Source organism: Flavobacterium anhuiense, assembly GCF_900101855.1.
Classification (GTDB): domain Bacteria; phylum Bacteroidota; class Bacteroidia; order Flavobacteriales; family Flavobacteriaceae; genus Flavobacterium; species Flavobacterium anhuiense.
Map to the genome: position 1 here is coordinate 531804 of NZ_FMVC01000002.1, position 16410 is coordinate 548213.

Consider the following 16410-nt stretch of genomic DNA (forward strand, 5'->3'; position numbering starts at 1 on the left):
TCTTTCTTCTTGCTTCTTTCTTCTAAAGTTTAAGCTTCCCACTCTCCTTTGGCTACAAATTGAGCTTTTCCTCCTATTTTAATATCAAACTGATCTCCGCTAAGTTTTCCATCAAAATAAATTTCAGACGGTCGGCCAATGTAATCTCCCTGATGGTTTGTTACTTCAATTACAGGAGAATGATATTTTAATAGATAGGCCTGCAGACAAGTACTTGCACTTCCTGTTGCTGCATCTTCCACCAATTGATTATTTTCTACACATAACATTCTGGTTGCCAACTTCGAATCTTCAAAACTATAAAAATACAGCCCTCTGTGATCTGTTTTACAATGCTGTTTCAACCATTTATCGGTTTTATCTTTATCTAAAACCAAATTCTCTAAAGCTCTTTTGCTGTTTAACGGAACAATTACAAATGCACTTCCCGTAGTCACTTCTTGTATCAAATATTGATTGTCAAAATCATCAATTGTCAAGTTGCTGAAAGACGGGAAATCTTCTTTTGCAAAAACATCCCAAAACTTTGGTTGCGCCGCTTTTAGCCAAATCAAATCTTCGGTTTTATTGATCGAAATTGGTCCAATAGGAACTTCTAATTTTATTTCATTAGGCGAATTTTCAAAAATCTTATTCATCAAAACCCAAGAAGTCCCAATGATCGGATGTCCTGCAAACTGCATTTCGTGCGCAGGAGTAAAAATTCTTATTTCGGCTTTATTGTTTTCTTTGTCCAGTTTCGTTACAAATGTGCTTTCCGCAAAATTAATCTCGCGCGCAATCTGCTGCATTTCTTTCGAACTCAAATTCTCAGCATCTAAAAAAACCGCCAACTGATTTCCGGCATATTTCTTATCAGCAAAAACATCAACTATGTAAAAAGGTAAACTCATTTCTTTCTTTTTTTCTTTTAGAAAATAGAATATAGAATATAGAGAATAGACTTTCCAATCTTTGCTTTAATATCTATACTCTTTATTCTTTTCTCTATACTCTATTATCTTTTTTCTTATCTATTAATCGACGAATTTGTTTTTGACTCTTCTGCTTTAATAGCGCTCAATTCTTTTTTCGCTTCTTCGACAACATCTGGATAATCTGTAAAATTGTTGATTACGTTATCTAAAATATAAGTTGCCTGATAACTGTCTTTTAATCCGTAGAAGTTCTTCGCCATTAACACCAAACCTTTTGCTCCGTAATATTTATACGCCGAATAGCTTTTTGCCAATTTTTGAACAGCGGTGTTTGAAGCATCAAATTTCCCTTCTTTGGTTTTAAAATAGGCATCGTAATACAACGCTTCTGCTGCTAATTCTCCTTTTGAAGTTGTCATTAATTTAGCGTAAGCTGTTTTCGCTTTATCTTCATTTCCTGTTTGAATCGCCGCTCTTGCTACAATGATTTGAGCGTCTGCTTTTACTCCTGCATCAGATTTTGGGTTTTCTAAAACTTTTTCAGCAGCAGTAACCGAATTGTCATAATCTTTTTTGTCATAATAACATTTCATTAGGTTTGCCTGAGCAAAAGTCTTGTTCTGCGGATAATCTGCTTCGCTTTCTAAACGTTTTAAAACTGGAATTGCTTTATCACAATCTTTTGCTTTTAAGTAAATCTGAGCCAATCTATTTAAAGCCTGTTCTGTAAATTCATTTCTAGGCTGATCGATTACATATTGATAATTTGATGTGGATTTTGTTTCAGATCCTTCAGCATAATACAATTGTGCTAGATAAAAATTAGCTTCCAAAGCGTGCAAACCAGCCGGAAATTTGCTTACATAACCTCCAAATCCTGTAATTGCAGCTTTGCTATTGTTTTGACTATATTGTTTAAAGGCAGCATCGTAAGTATCGTTATCTAATTCAGCATCTGAAACCTCAACAAAATCTAAAGTACGAACCCAAGTTGCATATTCGTCTACTTTTCCTGAATCAACATAGATTAATCTTGCTGTTGAAACCGCTTCTAAAGCTTCTGGTGTTTTCGGAAATTCAGCCGCTACTTTTTTGAATTTTGTTAAAGCCTGCTGATCGCGATCTGAATTATAATAAATCAATCCTTGTTTTAAAATTGCTTTTGAAGTAAAAGATCCGTTTTGGAATTCTGAAATCAATTGATCATACGTTTTCAAAGCTTGATCGTTTTTCTTTTCTGCAACGTAAGTATTTCCTAATTCGAACAAAGCATCATCTCTGTAAGACGATTTTTTGTACATCTGAAGGAAATTATTCAATTCATCCACTTTCTTCGCATTATTTGACATGAATCCGTAAGAAAGTGCTTTTTGAAATTGCGCATAATCAGCATCTACGCCTTTAGCCGCAATTGCTTTTGCGTATGCCTCGTTAGCAGCGCTGTATTTTGAAGTCACGAAACGACAATCTCCTAAACGCAAATAAGAATCGTTTAAACGAACTTTGTCTGAAGGCGAATTATCGATTTGAGCCTGAAAAGAATTCGCCGCCTGATCATATTCTTTCAGCTTAAAATACGTGTAACCAATATTGTAATTGATATTTTTATATTCGTCTGTAGATTTTGCAGTAGCCATTCCAGCAAATTGCTTGTAAGTCAGTAAAGCATTTTGCATATCATCATTCAGATATTCTGTTTCTGCTTTCCAGAAAGTGGCACGTGCTGTGAACTCAGGTGTTTTTTGTTCGCTGATCGCACTTTTGAACATTTTACCCGCTTCTTGGTAATTATTTTCGTTGTACAATTCCAATCCACGATAGAAAAGCACTTTTTGATACGCAGCTTTGTTTTCAGCAGATCTATTTTTTTCTAATAAAACTAAAGCTTCTTTGTAATTTTTAGAAGAAATATAAGAATCAACCAAAAGTTTTTCTACTTCTGCACGGCTTGAATTGTTTGGATATTTTTTAAGGAAATCCAATAAAATACCAGGAACGGCTTGATAAGCATTTCCGATATCGTAACTTAATTTAGCATAATTTAAAGCAGCATCTTCTTGAATCTGCGCGTTGAAATCCATTTCAGAAGCATTCTTAAAAGCATTTAAAGCTTCTTGCTTTTTACCTGTATTTAAATAGCTTAAACCTAAATGGTAATAAGCATTCTGAGCAACAAAATCTTTTCCTTCAATAATTTTATTGAATTGAGAAATTGCTTTTTCGTAGTCTTTCTGCTCATAATACGCATATCCTAACTGATAAAAATCGGTATTATTCCATTTTCCTTTTTTACCAGCATATTTTTCCAAATACGGAATTGCTTTTCCATATTGTTTTAGGTTGAAATAACTTTCTCCAATAATTTTATTCAGTTCCGATTTTTCAATATCGTTAGATTTATTCATGGCTACCAATCCTAGATCAATCGCCTTTTGGAAATTTCCTAACTTGAAATTCATATCGGCCTGATAATACGACAGCTTTTCTTTGTATTTTTCTTCTCCAGAAACCTCATCAAAATATTTTGTGGCCTCTTTATAATCGTCGCCCTCATACGCCATAAAACCTAAGTAATATTTGGCCTGTGAACCATATTCTTTAGAGTTTACAACTTTATTAAAATAATTGGTGGCTTCTTTTTTCTTTTTAGCATTAAAATAGCTGTAGCCTTTCATGAAGTTAAACTTATCCGATTCAGTTTTACTCATGTAACTTTCGTCTACCTTGTCAAACCACTGTAAAGCTTTTGGATAGTTCCCTTGTTCGAAAAAATATTGCGCAGCTTCAATATAAGCCTGATTTTGTTTAGTACTTGTTGGATAGTCGTTAACAAAATTTTCTACCAAAGCATCGGCATTTGCTTTATTGGTTCTAATCGCACAATTGGCAATGTAGTACGCACAATCTGACTGAACTTCTTCGTTAGTCGCATTGTATTTTACTTTTTCAAAAATCAATTGAGCCGAAGCATATTGTTTATCGTTATATAAAGCCAGTGCTTTGTCAAAATCCTTTAATTCGTAAGTATAAATAGCCGATTTTTGTGCCGTAGCTATAGTCGAAGCAAGGATAATTTGGTATAAAAAGAACTTGGAAAGTTTACGCATTGTAATAATATTTAGTATTCAAATGTATCATTTTATACGGGTTATAACGAAACGTTTTGAGGTTTTATTATGAACAAATATTCGATAATTCCCATTTAAGCGTATTATAAAAATTGATTCTGGGCCATTGTAAGATAGATAAGTTATTATAAGTTAGGAGCTTTTGGCAGATTAACCAAAATGAACTTAGATTACTTTCAGGGTTTAAATTTTCAACCGTTTTTCGAGAATTTTTCTTAAGAAATGATTGAAATTTATTTTGAATACAAGCGTTATCTTATTACTTTTACCATTCAAACCAATTTTATTATGTCACAAACCGTACTGTCTCTTAAAGAAGTCACTATATATCAAGAAGGAAGAAAAATTATATCTCACATTAACTTAGATGTTAAGCATGGTGAGTTTATCTACATTATTGGAAAAACTGGTTCTGGGAAAAGTAGTTTCCTAAAAACTTTGTATGCTGATTTGCCGTTAATTGAAGGTGAAGGACATATTGTTGAATTTGATTTGGCTACTTTAAAAGAAAACGATATTCCGTACTTGAGACGTAAAATCGGAATTGTATTTCAGGATTTCAAACTGCTTCCAGACCGTTCTATAAAAGACAATATGCTGTTTGTTTTGAGAGCTACAGGATGGACAGAAAAAGAAGCCATGCAGCACAAAATAGATGAAGTTTTGGACAAAGTAGGCATGAAAGATTTTGTAAACAAAATGCCTCATCAGCTTTCTGGCGGAGAACAGCAGCGTGTTGCAATTGCAAGAGCATTGCTTAACGACCCAGAGTTTATTTTAGCCGACGAACCTACAGGAAATCTTGATCCGCAAACGAGTTCTGAAGTATTGGAAGTGCTAAAAGCAATCAACGCCGCTGGTAAAACGGTTATTATGGCGACTCACGATTATGCTTTACTAATGAAATTCCCTTCTAAGACTTTGAAATGTGAAGATGAAAGAATCTTCGAAGTGGTTCAAAGAAGCGTGTAATGCTTTCCATTTTAATTCCGGTTTATAATTATGATGTTTTACCGCTTGTAAGCGAATTAGTAAAGCAATGCAATTCTTGCGGAATTATTTTTGAAATCATTTGTCTAGATGATGCTTCTCAAAGTTTTATACTTGAAAATCAAAGAATCAATCTATTTGAGAACGCTTCATATTCTGTTTTAGAAAAAAATATTGGACGAAGCGCGATTCGAAATTTATTGGCCGAAAAAGCAGTTTACGAAAACTTGCTATTTTTGGATGCTGATACAATTCCAGTTCACGATAATTTTATTTCGAATTATATTTCAGAAATAAAAAATAAAGCTGTTTTTGGCGGACTTTTGTATGAAAACAAAAAGCCACTACCAGAACAAATTTTACGTTGGATTTATGGCAAAAAAAGAGAAGCTTTAAGTTTATCAGAAAGAAATAAAAATCCATCAAACACTGCATTGGTTTCTAATTTATTGATCAAGAAAGAAATTCTTAATCACTTTCCTTTTGATGAAAATCTAACAAAATACGGTTATGAAGATCTGCTTTTTTTTGCCATATTAAAATCTAATCAAATTGAGATTAAACATATTGAAAATCCTGTTTTTCATTTAAATTTGGAATCTTCCTCTTTATTTCTAAGCAAAACAAAAACTGCATTAGAAAATCTAGTTCTTTTAGATTATTTGAATAAAATATCGAAAAAAGAAAGCAAAATTATCCGCTCTTTCGACCGCTTAAAAAAACTAAAACTGACTTCTCTTTTTAATTTTGTTTTTAAAAAATCGGAACAAAAAATTGAGCGAAATTTACTTTCAGACAAACCTTCACTTTTTCTGTTTGACATTTACAAGTTAGGTTATTACTGTTTTCTTAAAACAAAATAAATGGCTTTTTTTTCTATCATAATTCCGCTTTACAACAAAGAAAACTTTATCGCAAACACGATACAAAGCGTTTTCGATCAAACTTTTCAGAACTTTGAAATTATTGTAGTAAATGACGGATCAACAGATAAAAGCGAAGAAAAGCTACTTCAATTTAAAGATTCTAGAATCCATTATTTTAGCAAAAAAAATGAAGGCGCTTCTGCGGCTAGAAATTACGGAATCGAAAAAGCATCAGCCCATTTTATAACTTTTCTTGATGCCGACGATTATTGGTATCCGACATTTTTAGAAACTATGTTTACCAATATTTCAAAACTTCCAGACCAAAAAGTATTTTCTGCTGCAATAGAATTTGAAACTTCAAAAAAAGTAATCTCTGCACAATATTCGATTTCAAAAACAAATGACGAATTTGAAATTGTAAACTATTTTAAGGCCAGTTTAAAAGAAACCGTTCTATGTACTTCGTGTGCTGTTTTTCATCAATCTGTTTTTGCTGAAATTGGAAATTTTGACACCAAAATTAAAAGCGGTCAAGATACCGATTTATGGATTAGAATCGGACTTGTTTTTCCAGTTGTTTTTTCTTGGAAAATATTGGCAAGATATGTCTACGACCCTAAAAGTCTTTCGAAAAACAAAAATCTGATGAAAGAAAAAATGGATTTTTCAAAATTTGAAGAAGCCGAAAAAACAAATTCAGATTTAAAAAAGTTCTTGGATTTAAATCGGTTTTCGCTTGCTATTAAAAGCAAATTATCTGGAGAAACTGCTCTTTTTTATAAGTATTACAACTCAATTGATCTAAAAAAAATTAGCTGGAAGAAAAGATTTTTACTGCATCTTCCTGCATTTATTTTACGCATTTTAATTTCTTTTAAAACCTTTTTAGCAAATTTAGGAATCGGTTCATCTGTTTTTAAATAATCGGAACTTTTTGTATTCTCGAATATAATCTTCCTCGCTAAATTCACCCGAAGACAAAACTAGACAAACACTTCCCGACGAGAAATTTTTAAGTTCACGCCAAATTCCCGAAACAATAAGCAAACCTACATTTGGTTTATTTAATGTAATTGTTTTGGTATTTTTCCCATCTTTCAAAACCACATCAAAACTGCCGCTTAGAGCTATTAAAAGTTCCTGCTGTTCAATATGCGCATGTCCTCCCCTTTTGCTTCCACTCGGCACATCATACAAATAATATACTCTTTTGGAAACAAACGGAATCGTACTGCCTTCAACAACTGAAAGATTTCCTCTCCGATCTTGAATTTTTGGAATCTCGATCAATTGAATGTCTGAAATATTCGTCATTAGTGATTGTTTAGAAGTTTTTTCCATTGATCTGAAATATGTTTTAAAGACAAATGTTTTACACTTTCAACCGCATTCTGTTTGCAAAAACGATATAATTCAGCGTCATCTACAAATCTATTCATTGCTTCGGCTAAATCTTTCGTGTTATGGTCTTCGACCAATAAACCATTAAACTCATTCTGAATAATTTCTCGCGGTCCAGAATTGCAATCAACGGCAACAACTGGCGTTCCTAATGCTAATGATTCTATAACCGATAGCGGAAATCCTTCGTAATAACTTGTCAAAATTGTAAATTTTGCTTCTCGAACTTCTTCAAAAGGATTTTCTTTGAATGGAAGAATCTTAACATAACCATTCAAATTAAAAGTTTTAATTTTCTGCTGAATAAAATCTGCATCATCTCCAGATCCCATCAAATGTAATTGATATCCTTTTTCATATAATTTTGATTGAGAAAAAGCTTCTAACATCAGTGTAAAATTTTTCACTTTTTCTTCAAATCTTCCAAAATATAAAATTACTTTTTTGGTTTCTAAGACTTCTTTTTTCAATTCTTCTTCTTCAATAGAAAACGGATTGTAAATGGTAATGGTGTTTTTAAGTTCGTATAACTTATTTATTTTTTCCTCTATTGCCTTTGAAACACAGACTAAAGCTTGAACATTCTCATAAAGTATTTTCGACCAAAACTTTGAAGAAGGAAAATATTCTTTAAAATTATAACTGTGAACGATATAATAGATTTTTGAATTGCGGTAAATAAATTTAGTAATTAGTTCTCGCAACAAAATATTTCTCGTTCTGCTGTCAATAACAATATCAATATTATTTTGGTTTAAATAATTCCTTAACAGTTTTCCTTTTTTTAATTTTCTAAAAACAGAAAATGAACCCGCACTTTCTTTTTCTAAATTGAACAAAGCTCCAGTATATTCATAATCTATATCGTCATTGACAATTATGGAATGAACTTCAAAACCAGAACTTTCTAACATGAAAGTAAGCAAACCTGCAAAACGTTCTGCACCTCCTTTTCCAAGAGAAATCGAAACAATAGCAACTTTCTTTTTATTCATGTTTTTAACCGAAAAAGTAAATATATTTGTCAAATATACATATAAATGAAAGTTTTACTGGTAGGCGAATACAGCCATTTGCACAATTCTTTAAAAGATGGTTTGAAGGCTTTAGGACATGAAGTTTTTATTATTGGTCATAAGGACGGTTTTAAAAATTTTCCTGTAGATTTTCCTATCCAAAAAAAATGGGATTCTGGTTTACCAAAAAAAGTAAAAGTTGCCGTTTATAAAATCTCGGGATTTGATATCACTTCTTATCTGACTTTTAGACAATTTTTAAAATTTGAAAAACAATGTTCTGGTTTTGATGTTGTCCAACTCATTAACGAAAACAGCTTCTATTGTACTTATCATTTTGAGAAAAAAATCATTTCGTATCTCTTAAAAAATAACCAAAAACTTTTTCTTTTAAGTACCGGTTATGATTATCTAAATGTGAAATATTGCTTCGAAAATCCTAATTTTAAATCTGTAATTCCGCTATATCTTAATCATAAGATTGATAAAAAGTCTTTTGGAAATGTTTTGAAATTCCGTGAAAAAGCTTTTTTAAAACTCCATCAGTTTATTTACAAAAACATAAACGGAATTATTGCTACAGATTTAGATTATCATCTTCCATTACAAGGAAATAAGAAATATTTAGGGATGATTCCGAATCCTATTAATATTGGAAAACTTCATTTCGAACCGCTTAATATTCATGACAAAATTGTTATTTTTCACGGAATCAACAATGAAAATTATTTAAAAAAGGGAAATGACTATTTTGAAAAAGCTTTAGAAATAATTGAGCAAAAATATGCTTCAAAAATCGAAATTATAACGGTTCGCAGTATTCCTTACGCTGAATATATCAATCTTTACAACAGCTGTCATATTTTACTGGATCAGATTTATGCGTATGATCAAGGTTATAATGCATTAGAAGCAATGGCAAAAGGAAAAGTAGTTTTTACAGGTGCCGAAAAAGAATTCACAGCAAGATATAATCTTTCTGAAAAAGTCTGCATAAATGCCATTCCGGACGTTGATTATCTGGTTAGCGAATTATCTTTTTTAATTGAAAATCCAGAAAAAATTACTGCAATCGGAAGAAGAGCTAGAGATTTTATTGAAAGAGAACATGATTATGTGAAAATTGCTCATCATTATCAAGATATCTGGATAAATAATTAAAAAAGAGAATCAAAAATTCTCTTTTTTAATTATTACTAAAGAAGTTATTTCTTTTGTTGTATTAATATTTTTACCTGCGATTTTAATTCTTCTATTTCTTTATTTTGCTGAATCAAATACAGTGTAAGCTCTTCAATTTTTTCTTGTTGTACTTTAGACATTTCTCCAAGTTCTAAACCATGTTCAGCAATTTCTTTCGCGGATGGTACATTTTTTAAGTGCCCATTTTTTTTAATATAACTTTCTACTTCTTTTAAATTATCAAGTTTATAATCTGAGGCAAAAACATAATCTGCCCAAGTGTTATATACTTTTATTTCTTCAGCACGGATTTTTCCTTTTACGGAAAGCCTATAAGAATCTGAACCATCAACAAAATTAGATGTACCAATACCAATACTTCCCATTGACACAACATTACCTTCCACAAATGCACTACCCGAACCGTCCAAAAATGTTGAACCGCATTTTCCTCCTTTAATAACTAACTTATACTTTGCATTTTCATCAGAAGTAAGACTTTCATAGCTTGAGCCTATTATTAATTTTGTATTAGACTGAGGAAGTGAAACATGACTAAAACTACAGCCATCTGAACCTGTATCTTCAGAAACTTTAAATACATTTCTCTGGGTATTATCATTTATTTCAAATCCCCCATATCCTCCTGTCTCAGCATAACTTCTAAATCTCTGGTTATCTCCTCTATCATCAATAGAAAACCAAAACATTGACTTACCGTTTATATTTGAAGAAGGAAAATCATAAAAATTCATCATTCTATTTGTTGCATTTACAAAACTTCCTGCATTAAACACAATTGTTTTATTTCCTCTGTCAGTTGCATTTGAAAATGTTTGTCCATTTGCAAGACTTGCACCAGAAAAAGTGACATTCCCATTAATTTCCAATTTTGCTGTAGGATTTGTAGTTCCTATCCCAACATTGGTATTAGATGTTGGTGAATTTGCTAAAATACTAGCAGCTCCACCTGTGCCCGTACTGATTTGAGCTTGTAATTCTGAAGCAGCTAGAAACAAAATCGCTGCATAAATTGTAGTGGTAATTTTTTTCATGTTATTGGCAATTTTTAAAAATTTTCCTTCAAATTTAATCAAATGCACATCCATATGTAAATCCCTACAATTATTTATAAAGAATTTTATTAACAACTAAAACATACATAAGAGACGTTAAGAAAGCTCCTCTGATTTTTTCTTTAAAACTGATCTAAAACACAAAAACAATATAATAAAATAAATAAGATTATTCAGTGCATAAGCCATAACAACGCCTTCAATTTGAAATTCTTTTATAAAATACAAACTAGAAAAATATAAGACTGACAACGAAAAGAATTCGGTTAAAATAAACATCAAAGTCTTTCTTTTTGCGAAAAACTGATACCCCAAAATTAAAGCGCAAACTTTAAAAACATCACCAAAAAGCTGCCAAAAAAACAAATAGGTTACAGGTAAAAATTCTTTTGTAAAAAGCAATTGAATAACAAAAAAGCGACTAAAATAAAGTACTGCCAACGCAAGTACAAAAACTGGTAAAATATATTTATAGTACTGAAAAAAAATAGTTTTAGTTTCCTGATTATTTTGGGCTTTGGATAATTTTGGCAGGAAATAAACACTCAAAATTGCACTGACAAACATTAAATAATAGCTTGAAATTCGCGTCATGGTTTCCCAATATCCAGCTTGTTCTATTCCTAAATCCTGAATAATATGATTTCGAATTGCAAGAAATACAAAAGGACCGAAAACAGACGAAACCAGTGTCATTAAAGAATAAGCCGAAAGATTTTTCAAAACTTTGAAATCGAAGACATCTAATTTTATAAATTGAAAAATCTGAATCTCTTTTTGAACTAAATAAAACGTGATAAAAAACAGCAATGATGGAGCAATTATAATAGCCATTAAAGCTCCAATGGTTTTGAATTGAATTATAAGAAAAACAGAAGTCAACAGCCCTACAATGTTTCCAATAATATTAATACTAATTACTTTTTTAAACTTGCCTAAACCATTAATTACAGAAATAAAAAATATAGAAAGTCCGTAAGTTGGCAAGACAAACGATAAGGCTTTAAAAACAATTAAATATTCTGTATTATCTCCAAAGATTTTTTCATTCCAATAAGAAGCTGAACAAAAAAGAATGATGCTTAAAAGAATCGCAACTCCTACTAAAGCAATAAAAACGGTCGAAATTATTTTTTGAAGTTCAATTCTACTTTTTTCGCTTTCAGCAGTGTATTTTACAATTCCATTTTGAAAACCTAAAGTGGCGATATTTTCCAATGAAGTCAAAAAATTGCGAAGATTTCCAACTAGAGCCATTCCGCTTGGCCCAACAAAAACTGCTAATATTTTTGAAGTAATTAATCCAATTCCGATTTTTAAAGCAACACTTAAACTGTTTAAAGAAGTAATCTTAAACAAATTCGTTTGAATTATTTTTCTGTAAAAACTCAAATTAGTATTGATTTAAAATTTCAATAATATAATCCACTTCAGATTCAGTCAAAACTGGACTTATAGGCAGACTTAAAGCCTCTTTATGAATCTTTTCAGTTATCGGAAATGACAAATTATTCCATTGCGAAAAAGCTTTTTGCTTATGCGGAGGAATCGGATAATGAATTACAGTTTGAATATTATTTTGAGTTAAATATTCTTGAAGCTTTTCTCTGTTTTCTGTTCGAATAACAAACAAATGAAAAACATGATTATTGGAGAAATCCCAAAATGGCAACACTATTTTATGGTTTTTAATTTCTTTTAAATAGCGCTCTGCAATGGCTCTTCGTTTTTCATTATCCGAATCTAAGTTTGGTAATTTCAGATTTAAAAATCCAGCCTGCAATTCGTCTAGTCTTGAATTTACTCCAACAAATTCATTGTGATATTTTTTTTCCGAGCCATAATTTCGAAGCGAAAAAAGAACTTTTGCTAATGCTTCATCATTTGTTGTAATTGCTCCTCCGTCGCCGAGACAGCCCAGATTTTTTCCCGGGTAAAAACTGTAAGCGATTGCAGATTTTAGATTATAGATTTTAGATTTTAGATTTTTCTCTACGCCATGAGATTGCGCAGCATCTTCTACAACAATTAAACTGTGTTTTTCTGCAAGCTCATTTATCTTATTCATTTCAGCCAATTGTCCGTATAAATGAACCGCTAAAATGGCTTTTGTCTTTGGAGTGATTTTTTCGGGAATTAATTCTGGATTTATATTGTAAGTTTCTAATCTTGGTTCAACCAAAACAGGAACTAAATCGGCTTGTAAAATGGCTAGAATACTTGCAATATAAGTGTTGGCAGGAACAATAACCTCATCACCTTTTTTGAGTTTTCCGAGTTCGATATAGCCTTTAAAAATGAGAACCAAAGCATCAAAACCATTTCCGACTCCAATACAAAATTTTGATTGGCAATATTCAGCAAAAGCTTTTTCAAATGTTTCCACTTCTTTTCCTAAAATATACCAGCCGTTGTCTAAAACCGATTTCAATTTTTCTTGAAATGCAGTTTCATACGGTTTGTTTATTTTTTTTAGGTCTAAGAATGGTATCACTTTATTTCTATTTTATAAAAATCCTGATTGTAAACAGAACAGCCTAATTCTTCCTTCTGAGCTAAAAGCCCTTGATTATAGCCTAATTCATTTTCTTCACCCACAATTCCCATATCAAAGAAATGTTTTCCTTTTCGTTTGTATTTGTGAATCAGATTGATGAATAAAAAATCTAGTGCGCGAAATTCTTCTCCTATTTTTGAAGTGGCGCCATATTGCGATTTTACGACATTTTTGGTTTCAAAAATCGTTATTCCAGCTATAATTTCATCATTTCTATAAGCAGAATATTGTCTGATATTTTTAGGAAATTTAGATTTCAAAAATGCAATTTCTTCTTTGGAATGCACTGGCTTTACATTAAATTTTTCTGCTAATCTTGGCTCAAGAATTTTTTCCCAAAATGGATCAAAATTTTCTTCTTCAAAAATATCCAAATCTAAATTTTCGATTCTTCTAAAATGCTTCATTTTGCTTTTAGAAATCTTTAAAGGAGCTTGCAGATTAACTGCTAAATTCATTTCTTTTCGTTCTAGAATCGCTCCCCTTTTCAACAAAAAAAAATCCATTGCTGCGTTTCCTTCAGAAAAATAAAAATTCGGAACTGGCTTATAATAAAAAGTATTGACTTGGTTTTCTTTCAAAAAAAGTAAAATTTCATCTAAAATGGATTCAACCTTTTCTGCTTTCAATTTCGGCAAATAAATCAATCCTCCGTATGTAAGACCTTGATGCGAATAAATGGCATTTTCTTTTTTATTCGCAGGAAGAATAGCACGCAGTTTTTCATCTTCAAATACTAAAAGCGAAAAATCTTCAAAACGATCTTTATGATATTCCATAAAATCGCGGTGAAACAAAAACGTGGCATTTTTGGACTGGGCGACAAAATCGTTCCAAATTGAATAATCTTCTTGAGAATACTTTTTTATGGTGTATTTCATGCCTATTTATGATCAAATGCTTTTAAATGCCATTTATACTTTACTGCCATTAATCTAATCACAATAATCACAAGCGAGGTAACTAAATATAAAATGTCGTCGTTTAAATTTAGTTTTCGCAATCCAAAAAATACCATTCCGCCAAAAATACAGATTGTGGCATAAATTTCTTCTCTAAAAACGTTTGGAATTTCGTTGCACAAAATATCACGAATTACGCCTCCAAAACAAGCTGTCATGGTGCCAAGGGCAATGCAAATTGCGGGATGAAGTCCAGTTAAAATTCCTCTTTCTAAACCAATTAAAGTAAAAACTCCGAGCCCGATTGTATCAAAAAGAAACAATGAAGTTCGAAGCTTATCGAAACTTTTTCTAAAAAGAATCGCTAGAAAAAATCCTAAAATGATCACATACACATATTGCATGTCACGCATCCAGCCCACAGGAGTTCTTCCGATTAAGACATCGCGAAGTGTTCCGCCTCCAACGGCAGTTACAAATGCAATGATAAAAACCCCAAACGGATCTAGTTTTTTGTGCATTGCGGTCAAGGCACCTGACATTGCAAACGCCATTGTCCCAATAATATCAAGTAAGTGAAACATTTTTTTTGAGTTACAAAGATGCAAAGGGTCAAAGTTACAAAGTTGTACCGAATAATCTTAACAACTCTTACTCATAAACGTTTCTTATTTTTTCACGTAAATCGGACTTCTTTTTAATAAATAAGAAATAGAATCCATCCAACCGTCTTTTACTGCCAGCAAAGGCTTACGGGTTTGTGAATAGATTTTATCTGTATTTCTATACATGTCAAAATAGACCGTATAATAGTAATACGTCTGATTGTTTGCGGTTGTTGTAGAAATATCATTTGTGGTTACTTTTTTGTTGTTGTCGCTCACTTTTGCATTTCCGCTGTTATATGTGGTAGCTGTAGTACCGGTTCCAATTGTGTATGAAACTTTTGCGGCCACAATGTTATCAACTCCTAATATTTTTTCAAGATCTTCTATTGGCGTTTCGTCAATGTTATTATGGTCGATTCCAGCTTTGTGCAACAAACTATTTGTTGTTCTTAAATCCTGAACTGTTAGCGGAAAAATGTTTGAAGATTTATCTAACAATTTGTTGTACAAATCGTTTTGAGCAAATTTTGCCATATCTTCAGAACCTTGCTGATTATCTGCATTTACATACGGAATTGGCAATACGGCAATTGTATTACGTTTCATCTCAGCGCTTGCAATATTTGTACTTTGATCAGCACTGCTAGTGTTTGGAGAAATATCAAAGGTTTGAGATCTTCCGCTTGCAAAATCAATTTTGGCAATCTGAGAAACGTCTAGCGAAATCTGAACGGTCTCTCCCGGAAGTGAATATTCTACTGTTTTATCAGACATTTTTAAAACTGTGCATTCAATAATCTGATAATCTCTTTTTATAATTTTATCTAATTTTTTTCCGCTTTGGGCAAAACTCACAAAAGCAGACAATAGTACTAGTAATACGAGAAAAGGCTTTGTAATTTTCATTTGTTTGGAGATTTATGAATTAATTATCTATATATAAATTTACGAAGAAATTTTAAAAAATTATCAGTAAAAATTAGAAAAATTCAACAATTCTTCAAGAAAAAAATTACATATTCTGAGTGTAAAAATTGTAATCTTTTAAAATTACTCTAATAAAATCGCTGTTATTTCCAGATTGATTTTTAATTCCTGTTACGCTTTCAATTTTGGCAGCCAACTTGTAAATAACTTCATGATCGTTTTTAGCCACCGCCTTTTGAAAGGTTTCTTTAATGATACGCATATCGTTATCTGAAAGCTTTATTACCAAAGGATACGTTGGCACATAAGATTCGCCAATATCTTCGAGAATAGTATGACTGATATTAATTTTATTCTTCAAAGTAATTACCGCCGTACCTGCCGCCATATCTCCCAATCGTTGTGATTTCTGGCTCGTAATAACCGTGATAAGACCCGGAAGTCCGAAAAAAGTAAAAAAGTCTATTACTCTAAAAAACCAGCGAATTAAATAGTCTCCAAAACCTGCTTGATAACCATCAATTTTAACCACTTTAATTTTCAATAATTTTTTCCCAAGCGACTGTCCTTCAAAAACACTTTCTAAAACCAACGAATAAACTATAACGGGAGAATACAATAATAAAAAAATCGCTCCGCGCGACCAGCCGTCCAAATTAACCATTAATCTATCGAGCTGCAACCAGTCAAAAAGAACTATAGAAAGTGCTGTTATATAACAGATTACAATAAATAAATCGATAAAAAACGCACCTAGTCTTTCGCCTACAGAAGCAGCGATAAAATTTATTTTAACATTTTGTGTCGTATTAATAGATAATTCTGACATATTTCATA

Annotated in this window: 15 protein-coding genes; 4 read left to right on the forward strand and 11 right to left on the reverse strand. The window is 31.7% G+C overall.

All coding sequences use genetic code 11. The features are described 5' to 3' along the window. Positions 1–29: 29 nt before the first annotated feature. Together BLP44_RS06830 and BLP44_RS06835 are read right to left on the reverse strand one after the other, a co-directional pair. Positions 30–893, reverse strand: a complete 864-nt coding sequence (locus BLP44_RS06830; protein WP_091130855.1) for a PhzF family phenazine biosynthesis protein — start codon at positions 891–893, stop codon at positions 30–32. Positions 894–1009: 116 nt separating this feature from the next. Then, positions 1010–4024 carry a tetratricopeptide repeat protein gene (locus tag BLP44_RS06835; RefSeq protein WP_091130858.1) on the reverse strand — a complete coding sequence of 1005 codons (3015 nt, stop codon included), beginning with the start codon at positions 4022–4024 and terminating at the stop codon, positions 1010–1012. A gap of 309 nt (positions 4025–4333) precedes the next feature. Between BLP44_RS06835 and BLP44_RS06840 the strand changes: the two genes are divergently transcribed. Genes BLP44_RS06840 through BLP44_RS06850 form a run of 3 tightly spaced genes read left to right on the forward strand, consistent with a single transcriptional unit; the run spans position 4334 to position 6828 of the window. Then, entirely contained in the window at positions 4334–5017 is a 684-nt protein-coding gene (locus BLP44_RS06840) for a cell division ATP-binding protein FtsE (RefSeq protein ID WP_091131383.1), read from the forward strand. Next, the gene (locus BLP44_RS06845; RefSeq protein ID WP_091130861.1) at positions 5017–5898 is read left to right on the forward strand and encodes a glycosyltransferase family 2 protein; all 882 of its coding nucleotides are present in this window, start codon (positions 5017–5019) and stop codon (positions 5896–5898) included. The genes BLP44_RS06840 and BLP44_RS06845 overlap by 1 nt, the downstream gene beginning before the upstream one ends. Continuing rightward, positions 5899–6828 carry a glycosyltransferase family 2 protein gene (locus BLP44_RS06850; protein ID WP_091130865.1) on the forward strand — a complete coding sequence of 310 codons (930 nt, stop codon included), beginning with the start codon at positions 5899–5901 and terminating at the stop codon, positions 6826–6828. Here the strand turns inward: BLP44_RS06850 and BLP44_RS06855 are convergent. Further along, positions 6811–7218 (reverse strand): sugar 3,4-ketoisomerase, encoded by a 408-nt coding sequence (locus BLP44_RS06855; protein WP_091131387.1) that lies wholly within the window; start codon positions 7216–7218, stop codon positions 6811–6813. The two genes, BLP44_RS06850 and BLP44_RS06855, sit on opposite strands and share 18 nt — an antisense overlap. Next, on the reverse strand, positions 7218–8300 hold the full coding sequence (locus BLP44_RS06860) for a glycosyltransferase (RefSeq protein WP_066032404.1): 1083 nt from the start codon (positions 8298–8300) through the stop codon (positions 7218–7220). Before BLP44_RS06860 ends, BLP44_RS06855 begins: the two co-directional genes overlap by 1 nt. Positions 8301–8345: 45 nt before the next feature. On the opposite strand from BLP44_RS06860, the gene BLP44_RS06865 reads away from it, so the two are divergent. Further along, the gene (locus BLP44_RS06865) at positions 8346–9482 is read left to right on the forward strand and encodes a glycosyltransferase (RefSeq protein ID WP_091130869.1); all 1137 of its coding nucleotides are present in this window, start codon (positions 8346–8348) and stop codon (positions 9480–9482) included. 44 nt (positions 9483–9526) lie between these two features. On the opposite strand, the gene BLP44_RS06870 is transcribed toward BLP44_RS06865, so the two are convergent. The 7 genes from BLP44_RS06870 to BLP44_RS06900 form a co-directional block, all read right to left on the reverse strand. Next, on the reverse strand, positions 9527–10558 hold the full coding sequence (locus BLP44_RS06870; RefSeq protein ID WP_139159183.1) for a SlyX family protein: 1032 nt from the start codon (positions 10556–10558) through the stop codon (positions 9527–9529). A gap of 117 nt (positions 10559–10675) precedes the next feature. After that, the gene (locus tag BLP44_RS06875) at positions 10676–11971 is read right to left on the reverse strand and encodes an O-antigen translocase (protein ID WP_244511693.1); all 1296 of its coding nucleotides are present in this window, start codon (positions 11969–11971) and stop codon (positions 10676–10678) included. Between the two features lies 1 nt (position 11972). Beyond that, a complete protein-coding gene (locus tag BLP44_RS06880) occupies positions 11973–13073 on the reverse strand; it encodes a DegT/DnrJ/EryC1/StrS family aminotransferase (RefSeq protein WP_091130874.1) in 1101 nt (366 codons plus the stop codon). Beyond that, entirely contained in the window at positions 13070–14017 is a 948-nt protein-coding gene (locus BLP44_RS06885) for a FemAB family protein (RefSeq protein WP_091130877.1), read from the reverse strand. Before BLP44_RS06885 ends, BLP44_RS06880 begins: the two co-directional genes overlap by 4 nt. 2 nt (positions 14018–14019) lie before the next feature. Then, positions 14020–14622, reverse strand: coding sequence for a trimeric intracellular cation channel family protein (locus BLP44_RS06890; RefSeq protein ID WP_008462233.1), 603 nt, complete (start codon positions 14620–14622; stop codon positions 14020–14022). An 84-nt stretch (positions 14623–14706) separates the two neighbouring features. Next, on the reverse strand, positions 14707–15552 hold the full coding sequence (locus BLP44_RS06895) for a hypothetical protein (RefSeq protein WP_091130880.1): 846 nt from the start codon (positions 15550–15552) through the stop codon (positions 14707–14709). Between the two features lie 106 nt (positions 15553–15658). Next, entirely contained in the window at positions 15659–16402 is a 744-nt protein-coding gene (locus tag BLP44_RS06900) for an RDD family protein (RefSeq protein WP_091130884.1), read from the reverse strand. Positions 16403–16410: the final 8 nt, after the last annotated feature.